The organism is Mesorhizobium sp. WSM4935 (assembly GCF_029625735.1).
Lineage (GTDB): Bacteria > Pseudomonadota > Alphaproteobacteria > Rhizobiales > Rhizobiaceae > Mesorhizobium.
The window spans coordinates 1-18866 of record NZ_JARTVR010000002.1 but is presented as its reverse complement, the minus strand read 5'-3'; the positions used below and the strand labels follow the sequence as shown (position 1 = coordinate 18866).

The following is an 18866-nucleotide window of genomic DNA, read 5'->3' as shown; positions in this document are numbered from 1 at the left end:
TAGCCATTAAGTCCGGTACTGCGAATCACTACTCGATACTGCCACGCTTTTGGCGGGCGAACGAGGTTCCTGTTCCGTTCAGGGATCAAACTGTCTCTTATTCCAAAACCATTCGATAACCAAGCCGGCCGAAATAGGGCGGCCAGGGGGTCGCGGGATTCCCGATTCTTTAACATTAACGCCTAGCGTGAGGCCCAACCAACAAAAGACCACGGGCGTCAGGGGTTTCGTTGTGAGGGGCAGGGCCATAACCATGATCGGCATCGCCGCCGTTTTCGGCGCGATCTCGATCTTTGCGGCGGATTTCTGGGTCAAGAGCCAGGCGAAGGCTCAGTCCGAGGTCAAGGTCGTCACGGTTGAAGCTCCGCAGCAGCCCAAGGTCGAGTTTAAGACCATCGTGGTGGCTCAAGCGCCGTTGCGCTACGGCATGGAGCTGGCACGGCCGCAGCTCGCCGAGATCCCGTGGCCGCAGGATTCCCTGCCGCAAGGCGCTTTTCCGACGATCGACAAACTGCTCGCCGACGGCAGCCGGGTCGTGCTGTCGCCGATCGAGGTCAACGAACCGGTGCTGCTCACCAAGCTATCGGGACCGAACGGGCGCGCCACCCTTTCCAACATATTGTCGCCGGGGATGCGGGCCGTCACCATCCGCACCGACGAGATCGCCGGCGTCGGCGGTTTCATCACGCCCGGAGACCGCGTCGACGTCGTGCTGACACGTGACGCGGGAGACATCCAGGAAGTATCCAAAAACGCGCAGGGCGCAGCCGGCTCGACGGTGACGTCCGAAGTCGTCGTCGCGGACGCCAAGGTGCTTTCGGTCGGGCAGGGCGCGGACGAGCGCAAGACCGAGCCGCAGGTCGCCAATTCGGTGACCATCGAGGTGACCAACGAAGGGGCGCAGAAAGTGGCGCTGGCCCGCACCGTCGGCACCTTGTCGCTGTCGTTGCGGTCCGCGGCCGATGCCAGCGCCAGCAATGGCGGGCTTACCACCATCTCGTCCTTCGGCGGTTCGGTCGCCGCAAAGGCGCAGGCGAGCGCCGCCTCGCTCGCCAGCGCGGTGACGAAGGAATCCGACGAGCCGAAATTCAAGACGGTGATCGTGACGCGGGGCGAGAAGGTCGAGGAATACAAGGTTCCTTCACGGGAACCGCCGCAGGAACTGCAGCAATAGCCGGTGGGGACCGGCGGGGAACGGGGCAAGATGTTCGGGTTTGATGCATTTCGGACGACCGGGGGATGGCGTCTTCTCGGCGCGATCGCGCTGGCGGCGGCAATGCTTGGCGCCGCCGCGCCGGCAAGGGCCGGCAACGACGTCGTCTATGTCTCGGCGAACAGGAACGCCTCGATCAAAGTCGCCAAGGGCAAGCCGAAGACGATCATGACGAGCGCCGCCTTCTACCAGATCGTCATCGGCGATCCGGAGATCGCGAACGTCAATCCGCTGACCGACAAGTCCTTCTATGTGCTGGGCAACAATCTGGGGACCACGGGCATCGCCTTGTTCGACCAGAACAAGCAGCTTGTCGGCACCATCGACATCGAGGTGACGCTGGATACCGACCAACTGGCCAGCACCATCCGCGCCAGCGTGCCCGACGCAAAGATCAAGGTCGGTTCGGCGAACGGCCGCGTCGTGCTGTCGGGCGAGGCCGACGATGCGGTCGCCGCCGAAAAGGCAAGTAAGATCGCGTCGCGCTTTTCCGGCAACGAGGAAGTCATCAACTCGGTCAACATCTCGTCCTCGCAGCAGGTGCAGCTCAATGTCCGCTTCGTCGAGATCAATCGCCAGGCCGGTCAGGATCTCGGCGCCAAATACGGGGCCAACTTTGCCTTCGGCGTCGGCGGTCGCGACGTCATCATCGACCCGGGCACCGTGCCGACCGCTGGCACCGGCGAGATCATCGGCCGGTTGCTCTCCAATGGGATTTCGATCGACATCGCCATCAAGGCGCTGGAGGAGCGCGGATTGGCGCGGCGGCTGGCGGAGCCGAACCTGATTGCGCGTTCGGGCCAAACGGCGAGCTTCCTTGCCGGCGGCGAGTTCCCGATCCCGGTTTCCGAAGACAATGGCAAGATCAGCGTCACCTACAAGAAGTACGGCGTCGGCCTGGATTTCACGCCGACGGTGCTGAAAGATGGGCTGGTGAGCCTCGATATCGCGCCGGAAGTGTCCTCGATCGACCCATCCGCTTCCATCCAGGTGAGCAACGGCATTTCCATTCCGGCCTTCATCGTGCGCCGCGCCAGGACATCCGTCGACCTCAAGAACGGCCAGAGCTTCATGATCGCCGGTCTCCTGCAGTCGCAGAACGACATCACGACGTCGCGGGTGCCGGGGATCGGCAAGCTGCCGGTGCTCGGTCCGCTGTTCTCCTCGAAGTCCTATCAGCGGCGCGAGACCGATCTCGTGATCATCGTGACGCCTTACCTGGTCAAGCCGGTCGATCCGTCGAGGAAGATGGTCGAGCCGACCGACGGCACCCAGGCGGCAAGTCCCGCCGATTATTTCCTCAACAACACCGAGGAAGTGGACGCCTCGGCGCCGAAGCGCCCGGTGGCGCTGGCGGACGGCAGCGCCGCCCGCCCGGTGGCTGCCACCACGTCCGGCCACTTCCTCGATCTGCCGAAGGACTAAGGCCATGCGCAGCGCCCTTTGGATTGCTCTGTTTCTGGCCGGGTTCGTGAGCGGCTGCACTAGCGACGACTATGTGCGCACCGAAGGCGTAACGCCGGGAGTCGGCAACGCGCAGGCGTCCAACACCGCCATGCAGATGGTCGACCCATGGAAATACGGCGTTCAGAACACCAGGCTTCTGGTGCCGGCCCAGCGTCCAGGTTCGGAGAGCGCCGCCGTCGGCGCGAAAGCCGGCTCCGGGTCGTCATCGACCACATCATCATCGACCACATCGAATTGATGGGCTGACGCCGATGGCATCTGGCACCAAGACAAAGAAGATCCTGCTCGTCTCGACGGACAGGACGTTTTTGCAGGACACGCGGACCGCTTTCGCGGCCTCCGAGATCATCGAGCTTCTGACGCTGGAAAAGAGCGTCAACGAGCTGCGCGGCGAGATCCTCGAAGCGGACTACGGCACGGTCATCGTCGATATGGACGCAGCCAAACTCGAGGAGATCGAGTCGCTGCAGCGGGTCATGCGGCGGCTGGAAGGCAGGGTTCCGGTGGTCGTCGTCACCCAGGAATTCAACGCGGCGGCGGTGCGCATCCTGGTGCAGCTCAAGGTCGCCGATTTCCTGGTCAAGCCGATCACCACGGCCGACCTCGTGCGTTCCGTCATCCGTGCGCTGCAAGGACCGGGCCGGGAAGAGAACACCGAATCGCACGTCTACACGTTCATGCCGGCCGCCGGCGGCGTCGGCACCACGACGCTTGCACTGCAGACGGCCTTCCAGCTGCATCATTCGGTGACCCGCGGCGCCTCGACATGCGTCGTCGATCTCAATTTCCAGCAAGGCGCCTGCGCCGAATATCTCGACCTCGAACCGCGCTTCGACATCACGGAAATCGAGAACCAGCCGGAGCGGCTCGACCGGCAGTTGCTTGACGTGATGCTGTCCAAACATGCGAGCGGGCTGTGCGTGCTTGCCGCTCCCACGCGCCCGTCGGACATGCGCTCGTTCAAGACCGATGTCGTGGTGCGCATGCTCGACCTCGTGGCGGCTTATTTCGACAATGTCGTAATCGACATGCCGCGCACCTGGTTCCCCTGGACCGAGACGGTGCTGCTCGGGTCGAACAAGCTTTATATCGTCGCCGAGATGACGGTGCCCTGCCTGCGCCATACGCAGCGTCTCATCCAGGCCGTCTATGAGACGGCCGGCAAGGAAGTGAAGCCCAATGTCATTGTCAACCGCTTCGAGCAGAAGATGTTCGACAGCGGCATCAAGCAGGCCGACGTTCAGGAGATACTGGGCGAGCATTTCGTCGGCGGCATCTCCAACAATTACCGGCTGGTGCGCGAGGCGGTCGACCGCGGCGTGCCGCTGCACGCCATCGACCCCAACGCCAATGTCGTCAACGACCTGAAGAAGATCATCCTGCCGGAGGAGGCCGTCCAGACCACGGTCAAGTCGAAGTCGCTGTTCGGCCTGGGCAAGGGTTTGCTGAAGAGGAAGGCAGGATGACCAGCCGCTTTTCCAACCTGCAGAGCCGCGACGTCCGTCCGCAGCGGGCGCCGGAGCCCGCGCCCGTCACGCACAATGCGGTCGTCATCCCGACGACCCGCAAGCCGGCGCCGCCGAGGCCTGAAGCCGCACCCGCAAAGAGCGCCAACAAGGTGCTGGACGCACGCGTGCGCATCCATCGCATGCTGCTCGAAGAGATCAACCTCGTGGCGCTGGAGCGGCTGCCCCGGGATGAAATGCGCCGGCAGGTGCATGAATTCGTCTCGGAAAAGACGCGCGAGGAGCGGATGGCGATCAACATCGCCGAGCTCGACTCGCTGGTCGACGACATCGTCGACGAAATGGTCGGCCTCGGCCCGCTGGAGCCGCTGCTCAAGGATCCCGAGATCAACGATATCCTTATCAACGGCCACCAGAACTGCTTCGTCGAAAGGCGCGGCAAGCTGCAGCAGGTCCACATCCCGTTCAAGGATGAGGCGCATCTGCTTCGAATCATTAACAAAATCGTCGCGGCGGTTGGCCGTCGCGTCGATGAATCACAGCCGATGGTCGACGCCCGCATGCTGGACGGTTCGCGCTTCAATGCGGCGATCCGCCCGGTCGGCGTCGACGGACCGCTGGTGTCGATCCGCAAGTTTTCCAAAAACAAGCTCGGCCTGCACAAACTGGTCGAATTCGGCGCCATCACCCAGAACATGGCCGAGGTGCTGGCGGCGGCGGTGCATGCCCGCAAGACCACGATCATCTCCGGCGGCACCGGCACGGGCAAGACGACGATGCTCAACGCCTTGTCGGCCTTCATTCCGGAAGACGAGCGCCTGATCACCATCGAGGACGCGGCCGAGCTGCAATTGCAGCAGCCGCATGTCGCGCGCATGGAAACGCGCCCCGCCAATATCGAGGGCCACGGCGAATTGAAGCAGCGCGACCTGGTCAAGAACGCGCTGCGCATGCGCCCCGACCGCGTCATCCTCGGCGAGTGCCGCGGCGAGGAAGCCTTCGACATGCTGCAGGCGATGAACACCGGCCATGAAGGCTCGATGGCCACCATCCATGCCAACACACCGCGCGACGCCATCTCGCGCCTGGAACAGATGCTCGGCATGACCGGCATGCCGATGACGGTGCAGTCGATCCGCAGCCAGATCGCCAGCGCCATCGACATCATCGTCCAGCTGACGCGCCTTTCCGACGGCAAGCGCAAGGTGACCAGCGTCGCCGAAGTGACCGGCATGGAAGGCGACGTCATCCAGATGCAGGAGATTTTCCGCTTCGTGCGCACCGGCATGGAAGCGGACGGAAAGATCCTCGGCCACTTCGAAGCCACCGGCATCCGCCCACGCTTCCTCGAGGACCTGCGCAACATGGGCATCGAATTCCCGGGCAAGTATTTCGAACCCGGCCGGCCGCAGGACTAGGCCGGTGTTCGAGGGATTCAACCCGGTCTACGTCGTTTACGCCGCGGCGGCGCTCACCGGCATCATGATCGCCGAGGGCCTTTATCTGCTTTATGCCGGGCGCAGCGACAAACGCACGGCCATCAACCGCCGCATGAAGCTCGCGGAGAACAAGATCAGCCAGGAGCAGGTGCTGATCCAACTGCGCAAGGAGCGCGGGATCGATGGCGGCAGCTCCATCTTTTCCCTCGACCGCTTCCATGCCCTGCGCACGCAGTCCGGCATGACCACGCCGCTGCCGAAGTTCCTGATGATCACATCGGGGATCGCCTTGGCGCTGGCACTTTTAGGCATCTGGAAGGGCCTGCCGCCCTTGTTCGGCCTCATCCTGTTTGTCGTGCTGACGCCGGTGCTCCCGGTGATGGCCATGCGCTCCATGCGCAAGCGACGGCACAAGCGGTTCGGCATGCAATTGCCCGAGGCGCTGGAGCTCATCACGCGCGGCCTGAAAGCCGGCCATCCGGTGCCGGTGGCGATTGCCATGGTGGCACGCGAAATGGCCGATCCGATCGGCACCGAGTTCGGCGTCGTCGCCGACGAGGTGACCTACGGATCCGACCTGGTCTCAGCGCTGAACAATCTCTTCGACCGGGTGGGCCATGAGGATCTGCCGCTGTTCGTCACGGCGGTGTCGATCCAGAGCAGTTCGGGCGGCAATCTGCGCGAGATCCTCGACGGACTGTCGGCGACGATCCGCGACCGCGGCAAGCTGCGCCGCAAGGTGCGCGCCATTTCGACGGAAGGACGCATGTCGGCTTACATCCTGACCGCGGTGCCGGTGCTTCTGTTCACTGCCATCATGGTGCTGATGCCGCAGTTCTACCAGGATGTCTGGGACGTGCCGAAGACCTGGTACATGCTGGGCGGCTCCATCATCTGGCTGCTGCTCGGCAACGCCATCATGTTCAAGATGTCGAATTTCAGGTTCTGAGATGGAAGACGTCATCCGCTTCCTCGCCTCGCTCGCGCCGACCTCGCTGATGCCGGTCGCCGTGCTTCTGCTTGTGCTGGGCGGCGGTGCCGTCGCCTGGCCGCTGGTGCTTGCCAAGGGCGATCGGGGCGAGGTCAAGCGCCGGCTGAAGATAGAGGTAACACAGCCGGCCGAGCAGGCCGATCCCGCGCCCAAGAGAAACGCCACTGCCGTACGCGAGAAGGCGGTGAAGCGGGCGCAGGAGTTCTATGCCAAGAGCGACCCGGAAAATGTCGCGCGGCTGCGCATGAAACTCATCCAGGCTGGCTATATGGAGCCGCGCGCCGTCGGCATGTTCTTCCTCATCCGTTTCCTCACGTTGGTCGGGGCGGCGCTCGGCGCTTTCCTGATCAATCACTGGGCGGCCAGCGCCGAGTCGACCATGACCAGCCGCTGGACCTTCATCATCCTGTCGGCAGCAGGCGGCTATTTCCTGCCGGGCCTGGTGCTGACGCAGAAGGTTCGGGAGAAGATGCGCGAATACCGCAACGGCTTTCCCGATTTCATGGACCTGATGATCGTCTGCTCCGATGCCGGCATGAGCATGGAGGCCGGCATCGAGCGGGTCTCCAAGGAGCTTGCCAGGACCTATCCGTCGCTCAGCCAGAACCTGATCCTGGTGTCGCTGGAATTGCGGGCCGGGCGCAGCCTCGACGACGCGCTGAAGGCGCTTGCCGACCGCCTCAGCCTTGACGAGGTGCGCTCCTTCGCCACGCTCTTGCAGCAGTCCAAGGAACTCGGCACCAGCCTGTCGGGTTCGCTGCGCGTCTTTTCCGATGAAATGCGGCACAAGCGCATGTCCATGGCCGAGGAGAAGGCGCACGCCCTGCCGGCCAAGATGTCGGTTCCGGTGACGGTCTGCATCCTCCCGGTGGTGCTGATGATCGCCATTATTCCGATTATCGTGAAGCTGACCGCCCACCACTGAGGTACGTTGAGATTCAGGTGAGGCCGGCCTGCGAATGGCAGCTTCCTGCGCTTCCGGTGCTCACGTACTTCAAGTACGCTCCGCTCCGGTTCTCGGAACCCACCATTCTCGGCTCGGCCTGACCTGAATCTCAACGCACCTCAGCCACCTCAATGGTCGCTGGGCGCTGGTTAACGCATCCTTTGCGAGCAACCGAAATTTAGCTGCATTTCGGCACCGAAGCTTAATCGCTGTCCTGTAAGGTTTTTTCCTGAAGAACGACCCGGCAAATCGGGCGATGGGGCAGGGGCATGCGTCAGAGACTTCCCAGGGCAGCGGCGGCGTTGGCAGCCGTCTTGATAATCACCGGCTGCACAACGAACAACAATGTCGACGCGACCAAGACCACGGCGATCCAGCCGGTGGCCAAGGATGTCAGCGCCAACGACCTTGTCGAGGGCAAGGCGCAGTTCCGCGAGGCGAATTTCGGCCTTGCCGAACAGCATTTCCGCAAGGCGGTCGAACTCAAATCCGACAATGCCGAGGCCTGGATGGGGCTCGCCGCATCCTATGACGAGCTCGGCCGCTTCGACTTCGCCGATCGCGCTTACGCGCAGCTGTTGAAGGTTGCCGGGCGCAAGCCGCAGATCGTCAACAATATGGGTTATTCGCAGCTTCTGCGCGGCAACAAGAGAAAGGCGCGCGCGCTGCTGCTCGAAGCCAAGGCCGGCATGGCCGACCAGACCGTGGTCAATGCCAATCTTGCGCTGCTCGACAGGAGCTGATCCGTCTTCACTCCTGCCGCCTCCAAGGGCCGGCGCCGCCATTTCGCCCGGCATGTCGACGCTTTGTAAACCCTGTGCCGAGGTAGCGGCGGGCGCCGGCCGAAAACGGTTTGCGCAGGCCGCCGGCAATCTACATTGAGAAGCGACGAGACTCCCCGAGAGGCAGTTCTTCACCGATGTTGGATTTCAGCTCGCTCCTGCTCGCGGCGGCGCTGTCGGGCGCATGCCTCAGCATCACCCTGTTCGCGATCTGGTTCACCGCGCCCCAGGCCCGGTTCATGCCCACGGTCGCTTGCGGCATGCTCGTGCTGGTTGCGCATGTCGTCCTGTTCTGGCGCTACACCAAGGACGCCAGCCCCTGGCTTTGCCAGATCGTGCTTGCGCTGCTCAGCTTCGGCTTCCTCCTCATCTGCCTGTCGGCCATGCAGTATCTCGGCTTTCGCGCCTACCGCCGCGCCGTCCTGCCGACACTTGCGGCCATGGCCGTCTGCGCCGCTTTCACATATCTCGGTTTCGACGGTGTCGGCTTCCAGATCACCTACGCGGTGGTGACGGCGCTGCTCGCCGCGATCGGTGCGATGTTCTGGGTGAAGGGCGATCACGACCGGCGGATCCTGCTTGTCGTCTCGTTCCTGAGCGGCGCCTGCGGCGTGTCCTTCGCGCTGTGCGGCCTGATACTGCTCGCCCATGGGCAATGGGCCCTTGGCGCGGCGCCCGACAACTGGGCCGAGCGGCTGAACTCCGTCGTCGCGGTCGCCTGCATGACCGGCCTCGGCGCGCTCACGCTTTCGCTGCACCATCTGCAGGCGCAGATCGAGCTCAAGGCCGAGACGATGACCGATCCCTTGACCGGCCTGATGAACCGCAGGGCGCTGGGTGCGCTTTACGGCGACCGCAGCTTCGGCCCGTTCATGGCGATCGCGATGTTCGATCTCGACCATTTCAAGACGACCAACGACCTCTTCGGTCACCCCGTGGGCGACCAGGTGCTGTGCCGTTTCGCGGCGGTGATCAGGAAATACGGCAGGACGGGCGTCGACGCCTTCCGGCTGGGAGGCGAGGAATTCGCGCTCGTCATGTCGCGCGTAACTCAGGAAAAGGCGCATGACATGGCAAGCCGGATCGGCGTCGCTTTCGGCACCGAAATCGTTGCGACCCATCGCGGCCCGCTGCGCAGCAGCGTGAGCGGAGGCATGGGTTTCGGCGCCGCCGAGGGCCGGACACTGGACGAGGTGCTGGCCGAGGCCGATGCCGCGCTCTACGCGGCCAAGCGCGCTGGGCGCAACCGCGTCATCGCCCAGAGCAGAGCGGGCCAGCCCGAAGCCGGGCCGGCCCTGAAAACCGCCTGAACAGAACCTCGGCGGCTACTCCGCGGCGCCGAGATATTCCGACAGCGGTGGGCAGGAGCAGACCAGGTTGCGGTCGCCGGCGACATTGTCGATGCGCGACACCGGCGGCCAGTATTTCGCGGCCAGATCGGCGTCGCCCGCCGGATAGGCCGCCTCCAGCCGCGAATAGGGATGCTTCCACTCTCCGGCAAGCGCTTCCGCCGCGGTGTGGGGGGCGTTGACCAGCGGGTTGTCGTTGGACGGCCACTCGCCCTTTGCCACTTTCGCCGCCTCGCCGGCGATAGCGATCATCGCCTCGCAGAAGCGGTCGAGCTCACGCTTGGGCTCGGACTCGGTCGGCTCGACCATCAGCGTGCCGGCAACCGGGAACGACATGGTCGGCGCATGGAAGCCGTAGTCGATCAGGCGCTTGGCGATATCGTCGACGCTGATGCCGGCGCTCTCCTTGAGCACACGGGTGTCGAGGATGCACTCATGCGCGATGCGGTCGCTCCGACCCTTGTAAAGCAGCGGGTAATACGGTGCGAGCCGCGTCGCCACATAGTTGGCCGAAACGATCGCCGTCTCGGTCGCCTGCTTCAGGCCTGAGCCGCCCATCATGCGGATATACATCCAGGTGATCGGCAGGATGGAAGCGCTGCCGAAAGGCGCGGCGGCCACGGCATGCGCCGAAGCCCCGGTGACGTGGCCCGGCAGATAGGGTTTCAGATGCGCCCTGACGCCGATCGGGCCGACGCCCGGGCCGCCACCGCCATGCGGAATGCAGAAGGTCTTATGCAGGTTCATATGGCAGACGTCGGCGCCGATGTCGCCGGGGCGAGCGAGGCCGACCAGGGCGTTCAGGTTGGCGCCGTCGAAATAGACCTGGCCGCCATGCTCGTGGATCAGGGCGCAGAGATGCCTGGCGCCTTCCTCGTAGACGCCGTGCGTCGAAGGATAGGTGAACATCAGCGCCGCAAGGTTCTTGGAATGCTCATTGGCCTTGGCGCGCAGGTCGTCCATGTCGATGCTGCCGTCCTCGGCGCAGCTCACGACGACGACGTTCATTCCCGCCATCGCCGCGCTTGCCGGATTGGTGCCGTGCGCGGAAGACGGGATCAGGCAAACCGTGCGGTGGCCTTCGCCGCGCGCGCGGTGATAGGCGCGGATGGCGAGCAGGCCGGCATATTCGCCCTGGCTGCCGGCGTTGGGCTGCAGGCTGACCGCGTCGAAGCCGGTGATCTCCGACAGCCAGACCTCCAGATCGGCGGCCATCTTGCGATAGCCCGCCGAATGGCCGGCCGGCGCGAAGGGATGCAGGTTCGCGACGCTCGGCCAGCTCACCGGCATCATCTCGGCGGCGGCATTGAGCTTCATGGTGCATGAGCCGAGCGGGATCATGGCGCGGTCGAGCGCCAGATCCTTGTCGGCCAGCCGGCGCAGGAAGCGCATCATCTCGGTTTCGGAATGGTTGTCGTGGAAGACTGGCTGGGTGAGGAATTCCTTGCCGCGCGGCTTGCCGGGCATCGAGCCGCCTTCCGCACCGGGCTTGGCGCCGAAGAGGCCGGCGATCGCCTCGAGATCGGCTTCCGTCGAGGTCTCGTCGAAAGCGATACTGACGCGGTCGGCATCTATGACGCGCAACAGCCTGCCGGTCTTCTCGGCGGCGGCGGCTATTGCCGCGGCCTTGCCCTTCACTTCGGCCGTCACCGTGTCGAAGCGGCTCGTGCCGAGCACCGATAAGCCGGCGGCCTTCAAACCCGAGGCGAGGCGGTCGGCCAACCCATGGATCTGCCGGGCAATCGCCTGCAGGCCGGTCGGACCGTGCCAGATCGCATAAGCTGTCGCCATGTTGGCGAGCAGCGCCTGCGCCGTGCAGATGTTGGAGGTGGCCTTGTCGCGGCGGATGTGCTGCTCGCGCGTCTGCAGCGCCAGCCGGTAGCCGGGGCGGCCCTTGGTGTCGGTCGACTGGCCGACGAGACGGCCGGGCATGAGACGGGTCAGCCTGTCGGACACGGCGCAATAGGCGGCATGCGGGCCGCCAAAGCCCATCGGCACGCCGAAGCGCTGCATCGAACCGACGGCGATGTCGGCGCCGAGCTTCGCCGGGGCGTCCGTCAGCGTGAGCGCCAGCGGATCGGCGATGAAAACGACCAGCGCGCCGGCGGCGCGGGCCTTCTCGATCGCCGCCTTGTGATCGCCATAGACACCGAAGGTGTCCGGCCAGGAGACGAGCAGGGCGGCGGTGTTGTCGTCGATGGTCTCCCCGTCGACCTCGGTGCCGAGAGGCTCGGCGCGGGTGCGCACGACATCCAGCGTCTGCGGATGCGGCACACCCGCAAGCGCCACCTTGGTGCGCTTCTCGCGATGGTGGCGCAGCGCAATGCCGACGGCTTCGGCGACGGCTGTGGCTTCATCGAGGAGCGAGGCGGACGCCACCGGCAGGCCGGTGAGCTCGGTGACCAGGGTCTGGAAGTTGAACAGCATTTCCAGCCGGCCCTGGCTGATCTCGGCCTGGTAGGGCGTGTAGGCCGTGTACCAGGCCGGGTTCTCGAACATGTTGCGCTGGATGACCGGCGGCACGAAGACGCCATGATAGCCGGCGCCGATGAAGCTCTTCAGCACCGTGTTGTTCGCCATGATCGCAGACAGTTCGGCCAGCGCTTCCGCTTCGCTCGCCGGAGCGGGCAGGTTGAGCGGTTGGTCGAGGCGGATCGATCTCGGCACGGCTTGGCTGATCAGCGTTTCGACGGACGGAACGCCGAGCACGGCAAGCATGGCTCTGACATCGTTGACGCCCGGGCCGATATGGCGGGCCGAGAAGGGAGTAAGCGCTGCGGTCATGTCTTTATGTCCTGATATCAGCCGATATGGGCTTTGTAGGCGGCCTCATCCATGAGGCTGTCGAGCTGGCTTTCGTCGGAAAGCTTCATCTTCCAGAGCCAACCGTCACCGGTCGCGGCCGAATTGACCAGCGAGGGGTCTGCCGACAGCGAAGCGTTGGCCTCGGTGATCTCGCCGTCGACCGGCGCGTAGACGTCCGACGCCGCCTTGACGGATTCGACGACCACGGCCGTATCGCCCTTGGCGAGCTTGCGGCCGATCTCCGGCAGCTCGACGAAAACGAGGTCGCCGAGCTGTTCCTGCGCGTAGTCGGTGATACCGACTGTGGCGACGCCGCCGTCGACGCGGAGCCATTCATGGTCTTCAGTGAAATAGGTCTTTGCCATCTGAAAATCATCCTTTGCGGTAGCGGTGTGGAGTGAAGGGCAGGGACGTGACGTCGATCGGGATTTTCGTCCCGCGGACATCGGCGAAGAGTTTCGTGCCGGCCTTGGCCAGCACGGCGTTGACGTAACCCATGGCGACCGGGTGTCCCGTCGAAGGGCCGAAGCCGCCGGAGGTGACATGGCCGGCCGGATTGCCGTCGGCGTCGACCAGCGCCGCACCGGCGCGAACCGGCTGGCGGCCGTCGGGCTTCAGGCCGACGCGTTTCTGCGACGGGCCGCGCTCCAGGATCGAGCGCAGCGCATCGGCGCCGATGAAACCGCCCGCGGCGCGAACCTCCTTGGGAATCGCCCACATCAATCCGGCGCTTGCCGGGTCGATTTCGGGCGTCAGGTCCTGGCCATGCAGGCAAAGACCGGCCTCGAGCCGCAGGCTGTCGCGGGCGGCAAGGCCGATCCACTGCACGCGCTCGTCTTCCAGGAGTTTGGCAACGAGATCACGCGCGTCCTTCTCCGGCAGGCCGAGCTCGAAACCGTCCTCGCCGGTGTAGCCGGAGCGGCTCATGAACCAATTTTGCCGCGGCTCGATCCCATGCATGAAGAGCAGCGAGCCGGTTTCGATGCCGGCCCGCGCCAAAGCTGCCCAGGCGTCCGGTCCCTGGATCGCCAGGAAGATGCGGTCGAGCGGCTCGACCCTGGTATCGAAATCGGCGGCGCGCAGATGCTTCTCGTCCTCCACCGCGTTGCCGGCATTGGCCACAACCATGAACCGGTCATCGCCGAGGCGTGTCACGATCAGGTCGTCGATGATGCCTGCCGCCTCGTTGAGGAAGAAGGTATATTTGGACTGCGAGATGTCCAGCGCGCCGGCATCGAGCGGGCAGGCGCGGTTCAACAATGTGGTGGCTCCCGGACCGGCGACCTCGAACAGCTTCATATGCGAGATGTCGAACAGGCCGGCGTGCTCGCGCGTGTGAAGATGCTCCTTCATCACGCCGGGCGGGTAGGTCAGCGGCATCGACCACCCGGCGAAGGCGCCGAAACGCGCGCCGGCGGCCTGGTGCAAATCCTCAAGGGGTAGATGCTTGGTGTCTTCGCCTGTCATGTCTTCTCCAGAGTCGCACGGCAATCGACCGCCACGGGCGGCCTAGTCGTGCCCCTCTGTCTGAAGCCTGAGAGACTCGCGCCCCGTAGCTCTGTCGGCAGCGCTTACACCTTCGGCGCGGGAAGATTCCCGACTTTCCAGAGTTGTCTTTCCCGTCCACGGTTCTTTTGCCTGAGAGATTTCGGGCGATTTCCCCTTCGGCGACAGCGTGCGCTGCTCTCTCCCGCAAACAGGTGGGACTCAGTCGCCTGAGCCCCCGACGCGCCATCCATAGCCCGTCGGCGACACCTTGTCACCTCCCAGCGACATCTAAAGCGCGCGGAGTTGATCGACGACAACGAGACCGAATGGCTGGCCGAGCGCGTGGGCGGCAGGCTGCGGTCGTTGCGCGATAACGAGCGCGCGCTGCTGACGCTGATCAGGCAGGCTTCGCCGGAAATCCATCCGGCGCTGAAACCTCTGCTGGAGAAGGTTGCTTAGGCGGCGACAGTCCTGCAGAGAATGATGTTGGAATGGCCTTCGGGCCATCCGGTCAATTCGGCCATACGTTCGAAGCCGGCCTTTTCGTACAAGCCCGGCGCCTGGAAGTCGTGGGTCGAAACCCATATCCGCAGCGAGCCGCGCGCGGTGGCCTCCGCGACGAAGGCGTCGAGCAGCTTCCTGCCGTGGCCAAAGCCGCGATAGGCCTCGTCGACCCACATCAGCGTGAGCTCGGCAATGCCTGCCCAGGAATAACCGGAGGCAATCCCGACGGCGTGCCCTTGCTCATCCCGCAGGGCAAAGATGAGGGCACGGTCGTCGTCGCGGCCGGTCAGACGCCGGTTGTCGTTGTCGAGGCGCTCCTCGATGGCATCAAGCTCGGCTGACGACAGATCGTGCTCCGCCTGCAGGCGAGGGGCCATCAAATCCCGCCATACCAGTCGTAGCCATTGTCTTCCCAATAGCCGCCGCGGCCGCCGCCGACATTGGCGAAACTGTCGACCAGCTCGATCTTGTAGAGGTATTTCGGCATCTTGTACCCGAGCTGGCGCTCGACCCTGACGCGCAGCGGCGCGCCGTTCTCCACTGGCAGCGGCTTGCCGTTGAGGCCATAGGCCAGGATCGTCTGGGGATGGCGTGCATCGATCAGGTCGATGGAGCCATAATATTTGATGTCGCCCGACAGGCTGTGCTCGATCGTGTCGAGGCAATGGAACATGACGTAGCGGGCCTTAGGCTTCACCACCGCCTGGTCGAGCACCAGCGACAGCGGCGTACCGGTCCATTTCGCAATGCAGCTCCAACCTTCGACGCAGTCGTGGCGGGTGATCTGGGTGCGGCTCGGCATGTTCTGGAGCTGCTCGCGGGTCAGCGACAGCGGCTTCTCAACAAGGCCGGTGACCTCCAGGCGCCAGTCGGCGAAATTGTTCGCCAGAAGACCCTTGTAGGTGTCGTCGTCGGGCGCGGTGATGCCGTTCGGCCGCTGCGGCTGGCGGATGTCCGCCTCGGTGAACTCCGGCGCCAGCGCGTCCCGGCCGGCGAGCAGGCGCTGCGCGCGCCAGGTCAGGCCATTGGCATTCTCGAGAAAGCTGCGCAGCCCATCGCCGACGCCCAGACCGCTGTCGAAGGCGTCGCAGCCCGACAACATGATGCCTGACAGGCCAAGGCTGGCGGAGGTGAGAAATTTTCGCCGACTGATCTGGAATTTTGCCATGTCAGACGCTCCTCTCGGTCGGCTGGTTGTGTCTTGCGGGCGGGTCGGTGCGGTACCAGCCGGTGATGATCGAGCGCAGCTCGTTGATCGGGCCGGCGGCAAGGATCATCAGGATGTGGACGATGAAGAAAAAAACGAGCAGCACCATGACGCCGAAGTGAATTGTACGCGCCGTCTGCCTGCCGCCGAGGATGTCGTTCAGCCAGGGCAGCACCGAATTCATGCTCGGCGACATTGCGAGGCCGGTGATGATCATCAGCGGCAGCAGCACGAAGAGCACGCCGCCATAAGCCATTTTCTGCAGCGTGTTGTATTCCCTCGTGTGATGGAATTTCAGCTTCGCGTGGTCGACGATGTCGCGCGGCAGCTTGCGCAGGTCCGACATGCGAGGCGCGAGGTCGCGGCGGATATGGCCGTTGATCAGGCCGGCGATCAGCCAGACGAGCAGCGTCGTGGTCAGGATCCAGGCGAAGAAGAAGTGCACGACGCGGGCCGTGCCGAGATCGTAATAGGACGGGATCGTCGCCCAGGATGGAAAGGCGCGGGCCGTTTCTCGTCCCGGCGGACCCGACCAGCCGAGCACGCCGGTGGTGTCGAAGCGATGACCGAAGATTTCAGTGAAGCCGCGCGGACCGTTGGCGGTGTTTTCGGCGCCGATCTGGAGGATCGTGTTGTTGAATTCGAAGCCGGATTGCTTGCCGACGTAGAGCTGCGGTCGCGCGTTGAAGATCTGCAGGCCGGAAAGCAGCATGAAGAACAGCGAGAAAGCCCAGATCCAGTGCGTCAACCGCGTCCAGCGCGATTGCCGATAGATGAGGGTCATGTCCTTGCCATCCGCCTCGGCGGCGGATTCCTTGTTGGGAACAGTGTCCATCTTGCCTCCGGCCGCACCGGGAGCGGCTCCTCAGGTCATTGTCTTCCCCTCAATACGTCGCCGCACAAGCCAATGTTTCACGCGATCACGGATTTATTACGGAGAGCCCAGGCTGACCGCGAGATTGACCGCCGCCGCGACGATCACCGTGTTGAAGAAAAAGGTCAGGATCGAATGAACGAGCACGACCATGCGCATGTGGGAGGTCGTGATCGCGGTGTCGGCGGTCTGGGCCGTCATGCCAACCACCGTCGCGAAATAGAGGAAGTCCCAGCCTTCCGGCCTTTTGCCTCCGGGAAAATCGAGCCCGCCGATCGGCACCTTCTTCTGGGTTTTCGTGTCGATCTCGTCGCCATCTTGCCAATAGACGTGCGCATAGTGCAGCGATGCCATGGCGTGGATGGTGAACCAGCCGAGTGGGATCGACAGCATCGCGAAGACAAGCTGCATCGGATGCGCGGCATCCTTCCGGTTGATGAGCAGAAACAGCGAAACGATGGCCGCGCCGACGACAAAGAGCGTGACGGCAAAGATCGCCAGCACAGGCAGGTCGGTCGCGCGCGCATTCTTGCTGAGATAGCGGCCGGTAAGGCTCGGCATCCGGGCCAGCACGAGGGCGATGTAGCTGGCGAAGAACACGTTGGCGCCGATAGAATAGGGCAGAGGCCAGCGCAGCAGCAAGGCAAGCAGTAGCGCGACGATGCCGATGGCCGCGGCGAGGGCGAACTGCATGTGCCGATGCATCGGCGTCTTGAGATCGTCACCCATGGCCCGAGGCCCCTGAAGACGTTGGATCAGTCCGGTGTGACGGATTTGACCGCACGCCGCAAGATGCGGTCGAGCTCGCCGAGAAACTGCGACCTGTCCTTCTGCGTGAAGGAGGCGTTGAAGCCCCGGCTTTCGCCGGTCTCGCGCAGATGCTGCTTCAAATCGCGCATCGCCACCGCCATGCCGATGGTCTCCGGCGTGAAGGGACGGCCTGTGGGTCCCAGCACATGTGCGCCCAGCGCCACCGTGCGCGCCGCCAGCGGGATGTCGGCCGTCACCACGATGTCGTTGCGTCTTGCGTTCTCGACGATCCAGTCGTCCGCGGCATCCGCGCCCTTGGAGACGACGACGTTGCGGATCATCGGATCGCGCGACGGACGCAGGCCGCCATTGGAGACAAAGGTGACCATGACGCCGTGGCGTTCCGCGACCTTCTCGACCTCGGCCTTGACCGGACAGGCATCGGCGTCGACGTAGATAACGGGTGCGGGCATCGTTGCTTCCAAATGAATATGGGGCCGGCGTGTCAGCCAGCCCCATGGCAGAAATCGCGGGATTTGTCAGGCCGGAAGCGCTCCCGACTTCTTGGCGGTCCAGGTGGCGATATAGTCCATCAGGCCGGGGCTGAGGCAGTCATAGGGTTCCAGCCCGATCGACTTCAGCTGGCCGCGTATGCCGTCCATGCGGCTCGGGTCGACGCCGGATTCGATGATCGAGGAGACGAAGGCGGCAAAGCCCGGCGGCGACCAGCCGTCCTCCTCGAAGCGCTCGGGATGGATGAAGGACAGGCCCTTGAAGGGATGGTCGCGCTCGACGGGGCCGTACATATGGACGCCGCAGCTCGTGCAGGCATGGCGCTGGATCAGCGCCGAGGGATCGACCACCTTGAGCTTGTCGCCATTCTCGGTGACGGTGACGTCGCCGGTGCCGGCGACGGCCACGACCGAGAAGATGGCGCCTTCCGGTTTCCAGCACTTGGTGCAGCCGCAGGCATGGTTGTGGGCGATCTGGCCCTTGACCTTCACCTTCACCGGATTGCTGGTGCACAGGCAAACCAGCGTGCCGCCGGAGAAGCTCGCGCTCTCCTTCGGCAAGCCGTTGTCGATCGAGTGATGCAGTTTTTCTGCCATTCCATTCCTCCCATGTTTTCCGGTCAGGTCGACCCAGTGTCGATGACCACCTCACTTTCCATGAAGTGCACCTTCAGCAGTTGGCGCACCTCGCTCAAGCTCCTCCTCAAGAACCTGCCATGCACGAGATAGGTGATTTCTTCTTTCGCGCGGTCGATCTCCTCCAGGTCGATTTCAACGTGCTTGTCGTCCCGAAAACACCGCCACAGATCCTCGCCGAAGTTCCGTATCCGATGGATCGTCGACTTCTCGTGGTCGATGAAGCGAATTCGAACTACCTTCACCTAGTAAACCACGACACTCCTGATCGACTTGCCCTCATGCATCAGGTCGAAACCCTTGTTGATGTCCTCCAGCTTCAGCGTGTGGGTGATCATCGGGTCGATCTCAATCTTTTTGTCCATGTACCAGTCGACGATCCGCGGCACATCGGTGCGGCCGCGCGCGCCGCCGAAGGCGGTGCCCATCCAGGTGCG

At 64.0% G+C, this 18866-nt stretch carries 20 protein-coding genes, 1 pseudogene and 1 riboswitch; of the genes and pseudogenes, 10 read left to right on the top strand and 11 right to left on the bottom strand.

Translation table 11 applies throughout. The annotated features are described in order from the left end of the window. Positions 1 to 253 precede the first annotated feature (253 nt). The 9 genes from cpaB to P9273_RS04355 all read left to right on the top strand — a co-directional run bounded on the left by cpaB (position 254) and on the right by P9273_RS04355 (position 9614). Positions 254 to 1174, top strand: coding sequence for a Flp pilus assembly protein CpaB (gene cpaB / locus P9273_RS04395; RefSeq protein ID WP_278047819.1), 921 nt, complete (start codon positions 254 to 256; stop codon positions 1172 to 1174). Between the two features lie 30 nt (positions 1175 to 1204). Continuing rightward, complete coding sequence (locus tag P9273_RS04390; protein WP_442920189.1) at positions 1205 to 2638, top strand: type II and III secretion system protein family protein; 1434 nt, start codon at positions 1205 to 1207, stop codon at positions 2636 to 2638. 4 nt (positions 2639 to 2642) lie between these two features. Beyond that, positions 2643 to 2918: a hypothetical protein gene (locus P9273_RS04385; protein ID WP_041004276.1), complete on the top strand. Its 276-nt coding sequence runs from the start codon at positions 2643 to 2645 to the stop codon at positions 2916 to 2918. Between the two features lie 13 nt (positions 2919 to 2931). After that, entirely contained in the window at positions 2932 to 4146 is a 1215-nt protein-coding gene (locus P9273_RS04380; RefSeq protein ID WP_278047818.1) for an AAA family ATPase, read from the top strand. After that, positions 4143 to 5564 (top strand): CpaF family protein, encoded by a 1422-nt coding sequence (locus P9273_RS04375; protein ID WP_278047817.1) that lies wholly within the window; start codon positions 4143 to 4145, stop codon positions 5562 to 5564. The genes P9273_RS04380 and P9273_RS04375 overlap by 4 nt, the downstream gene beginning before the upstream one ends. 4 nt (positions 5565 to 5568) lie before the next feature. Beyond that, positions 5569 to 6534, top strand: a complete 966-nt coding sequence (locus P9273_RS04370; RefSeq protein ID WP_278047816.1) for a type II secretion system F family protein — start codon at positions 5569 to 5571, stop codon at positions 6532 to 6534. A gap of 1 nt (position 6535) precedes the next feature. After that, positions 6536 to 7501: a type II secretion system F family protein gene (locus P9273_RS04365; protein WP_278047815.1), complete on the top strand. Its 966-nt coding sequence runs from the start codon at positions 6536 to 6538 to the stop codon at positions 7499 to 7501. Between the two features lie 290 nt (positions 7502 to 7791). After that, positions 7792 to 8265: a tetratricopeptide repeat protein gene (locus P9273_RS04360; RefSeq protein WP_278047814.1), complete on the top strand. Its 474-nt coding sequence runs from the start codon at positions 7792 to 7794 to the stop codon at positions 8263 to 8265. Positions 8266 to 8441: 176 nt separating this feature from the next. Further along, positions 8442 to 9614 carry a GGDEF domain-containing protein gene (locus P9273_RS04355; RefSeq protein ID WP_278047813.1) on the top strand — a complete coding sequence of 391 codons (1173 nt, stop codon included), beginning with the start codon at positions 8442 to 8444 and terminating at the stop codon, positions 9612 to 9614. A 15-nt stretch (positions 9615 to 9629) separates the two neighbouring features. On the opposite strand, the gene gcvP is transcribed toward P9273_RS04355, so the two are convergent. Genes gcvP through gcvT form a run of 3 tightly spaced genes read right to left on the bottom strand, consistent with a single transcriptional unit; the run spans position 9630 to position 13925 of the window. After that, positions 9630 to 12437 carry an aminomethyl-transferring glycine dehydrogenase gene (gene gcvP, locus P9273_RS04350; RefSeq protein ID WP_278047812.1) on the bottom strand — a complete coding sequence of 936 codons (2808 nt, stop codon included), beginning with the start codon at positions 12435 to 12437 and terminating at the stop codon, positions 9630 to 9632. 17 nt (positions 12438 to 12454) lie between these two features. Continuing rightward, entirely contained in the window at positions 12455 to 12823 is a 369-nt protein-coding gene (gene gcvH, locus P9273_RS04345) for a glycine cleavage system protein GcvH (protein WP_041004292.1), read from the bottom strand. Between the two features lie 7 nt (positions 12824 to 12830). Continuing rightward, entirely contained in the window at positions 12831 to 13925 is a 1095-nt protein-coding gene (gcvT, locus tag P9273_RS04340; protein ID WP_278047811.1) for a glycine cleavage system aminomethyltransferase GcvT, read from the bottom strand. Between the two features lie 149 nt (positions 13926 to 14074). After that, a riboswitch (glycine riboswitch) is annotated at positions 14075 to 14161 on the bottom strand. Positions 14162 to 14249: 88 nt separating this feature from the next. Between gcvT and P9273_RS04335 the strand changes: the two genes are divergently transcribed. Further along, positions 14250 to 14405, top strand: a complete 156-nt coding sequence (locus P9273_RS04335; protein WP_278047810.1) for a hypothetical protein — start codon at positions 14250 to 14252, stop codon at positions 14403 to 14405. Here the strand turns inward: P9273_RS04335 and P9273_RS04330 are convergent. The 8 genes and pseudogenes from P9273_RS04330 to P9273_RS04295 form a co-directional block, all read right to left on the bottom strand. Further along, positions 14402 to 14827, bottom strand: a complete 426-nt coding sequence (locus P9273_RS04330) for a GNAT family N-acetyltransferase (RefSeq protein ID WP_278047809.1) — start codon at positions 14825 to 14827, stop codon at positions 14402 to 14404. The genes P9273_RS04335 and P9273_RS04330 overlap by 4 nt on opposite strands. Next, positions 14827 to 15618 (bottom strand): molybdopterin-binding protein, encoded by a 792-nt coding sequence (locus P9273_RS04325; RefSeq protein WP_278047808.1) that lies wholly within the window; start codon positions 15616 to 15618, stop codon positions 14827 to 14829. The genes P9273_RS04330 and P9273_RS04325 overlap by 1 nt, the downstream gene beginning before the upstream one ends. Before the next feature lies 1 nt (position 15619). Then, on the bottom strand, positions 15620 to 16492 hold the full coding sequence (locus P9273_RS04320) for a cytochrome b/b6 domain-containing protein (protein WP_278047807.1): 873 nt from the start codon (positions 16490 to 16492) through the stop codon (positions 15620 to 15622). A 96-nt stretch (positions 16493 to 16588) separates the two neighbouring features. Beyond that, on the bottom strand, positions 16589 to 17260 hold the full coding sequence (locus P9273_RS04315; protein WP_278047806.1) for a DUF1345 domain-containing protein: 672 nt from the start codon (positions 17258 to 17260) through the stop codon (positions 16589 to 16591). Between the two features lie 26 nt (positions 17261 to 17286). Then, positions 17287 to 17754, bottom strand: a complete 468-nt coding sequence (locus P9273_RS04310) for a YaiI/YqxD family protein (RefSeq protein ID WP_278047805.1) — start codon at positions 17752 to 17754, stop codon at positions 17287 to 17289. 66 nt (positions 17755 to 17820) lie between these two features. Continuing rightward, positions 17821 to 18390: an S-(hydroxymethyl)glutathione synthase gene (gfa, locus tag P9273_RS04305; protein ID WP_278047804.1), complete on the bottom strand. Its 570-nt coding sequence runs from the start codon at positions 18388 to 18390 to the stop codon at positions 17821 to 17823. Between the two features lie 23 nt (positions 18391 to 18413). Then, positions 18414 to 18674 (bottom strand): hypothetical protein, encoded by a 261-nt coding sequence (locus tag P9273_RS04300; protein ID WP_041004306.1) that lies wholly within the window; start codon positions 18672 to 18674, stop codon positions 18414 to 18416. Beyond that, positions 18675 to 18866 (bottom strand): annotated as a pseudogene (locus P9273_RS04295) (S-(hydroxymethyl)glutathione dehydrogenase); the annotation flags it as partial.

What these genes read in the sequence shown, in the direction of transcription:
- cpaB (WP_278047819.1), top strand. Translation starts at nt 254, where the DNA reads ATGATCGGCATCGCCGCCGTTTTCGGCGCGATCTCGATCTTTGCGGCG.
- P9273_RS04390 (WP_442920189.1), top strand. Translation starts at nt 1,205, where the DNA reads ATGTTCGGGTTTGATGCATTTCGGACGACCGGGGGATGGCGTCTTCTC.
- P9273_RS04385 (WP_041004276.1), top strand. Translation starts at nt 2,643, where the DNA reads ATGCGCAGCGCCCTTTGGATTGCTCTGTTTCTGGCCGGGTTCGTGAGC.
- P9273_RS04380 (WP_278047818.1), top strand. Translation starts at nt 2,932, where the DNA reads ATGGCATCTGGCACCAAGACAAAGAAGATCCTGCTCGTCTCGACGGAC.
- P9273_RS04375 (WP_278047817.1), top strand. Translation starts at nt 4,143, where the DNA reads ATGACCAGCCGCTTTTCCAACCTGCAGAGCCGCGACGTCCGTCCGCAG.
- P9273_RS04365 (WP_278047815.1), top strand. Translation starts at nt 6,536, where the DNA reads ATGGAAGACGTCATCCGCTTCCTCGCCTCGCTCGCGCCGACCTCGCTG.
- P9273_RS04360 (WP_278047814.1), top strand. Translation starts at nt 7,792, where the DNA reads ATGCGTCAGAGACTTCCCAGGGCAGCGGCGGCGTTGGCAGCCGTCTTG.
- P9273_RS04355 (WP_278047813.1), top strand. Translation starts at nt 8,442, where the DNA reads ATGTTGGATTTCAGCTCGCTCCTGCTCGCGGCGGCGCTGTCGGGCGCA.
- gcvP (WP_278047812.1), bottom strand. Translation starts at nt 12,437, where the DNA reads ATGACCGCAGCGCTTACTCCCTTCTCGGCCCGCCATATCGGCCCGGGC.
- gcvH (WP_041004292.1), bottom strand. Translation starts at nt 12,823, where the DNA reads ATGGCAAAGACCTATTTCACTGAAGACCATGAATGGCTCCGCGTCGAC.
- gcvT (WP_278047811.1), bottom strand. Translation starts at nt 13,925, where the DNA reads ATGACAGGCGAAGACACCAAGCATCTACCCCTTGAGGATTTGCACCAG.
- P9273_RS04330 (WP_278047809.1), bottom strand. Translation starts at nt 14,827, where the DNA reads ATGGCCCCTCGCCTGCAGGCGGAGCACGATCTGTCGTCAGCCGAGCTT.
- P9273_RS04325 (WP_278047808.1), bottom strand. Translation starts at nt 15,618, where the DNA reads ATGGCAAAATTCCAGATCAGTCGGCGAAAATTTCTCACCTCCGCCAGC.
- P9273_RS04320 (WP_278047807.1), bottom strand. Translation starts at nt 16,492, where the DNA reads ATGGACACTGTTCCCAACAAGGAATCCGCCGCCGAGGCGGATGGCAAG.
- P9273_RS04315 (WP_278047806.1), bottom strand. Translation starts at nt 17,260, where the DNA reads ATGGGTGACGATCTCAAGACGCCGATGCATCGGCACATGCAGTTCGCC.
- P9273_RS04310 (WP_278047805.1), bottom strand. Translation starts at nt 17,754, where the DNA reads ATGCCCGCACCCGTTATCTACGTCGACGCCGATGCCTGTCCGGTCAAG.
- gfa (WP_278047804.1), bottom strand. Translation starts at nt 18,390, where the DNA reads ATGGCAGAAAAACTGCATCACTCGATCGACAACGGCTTGCCGAAGGAG.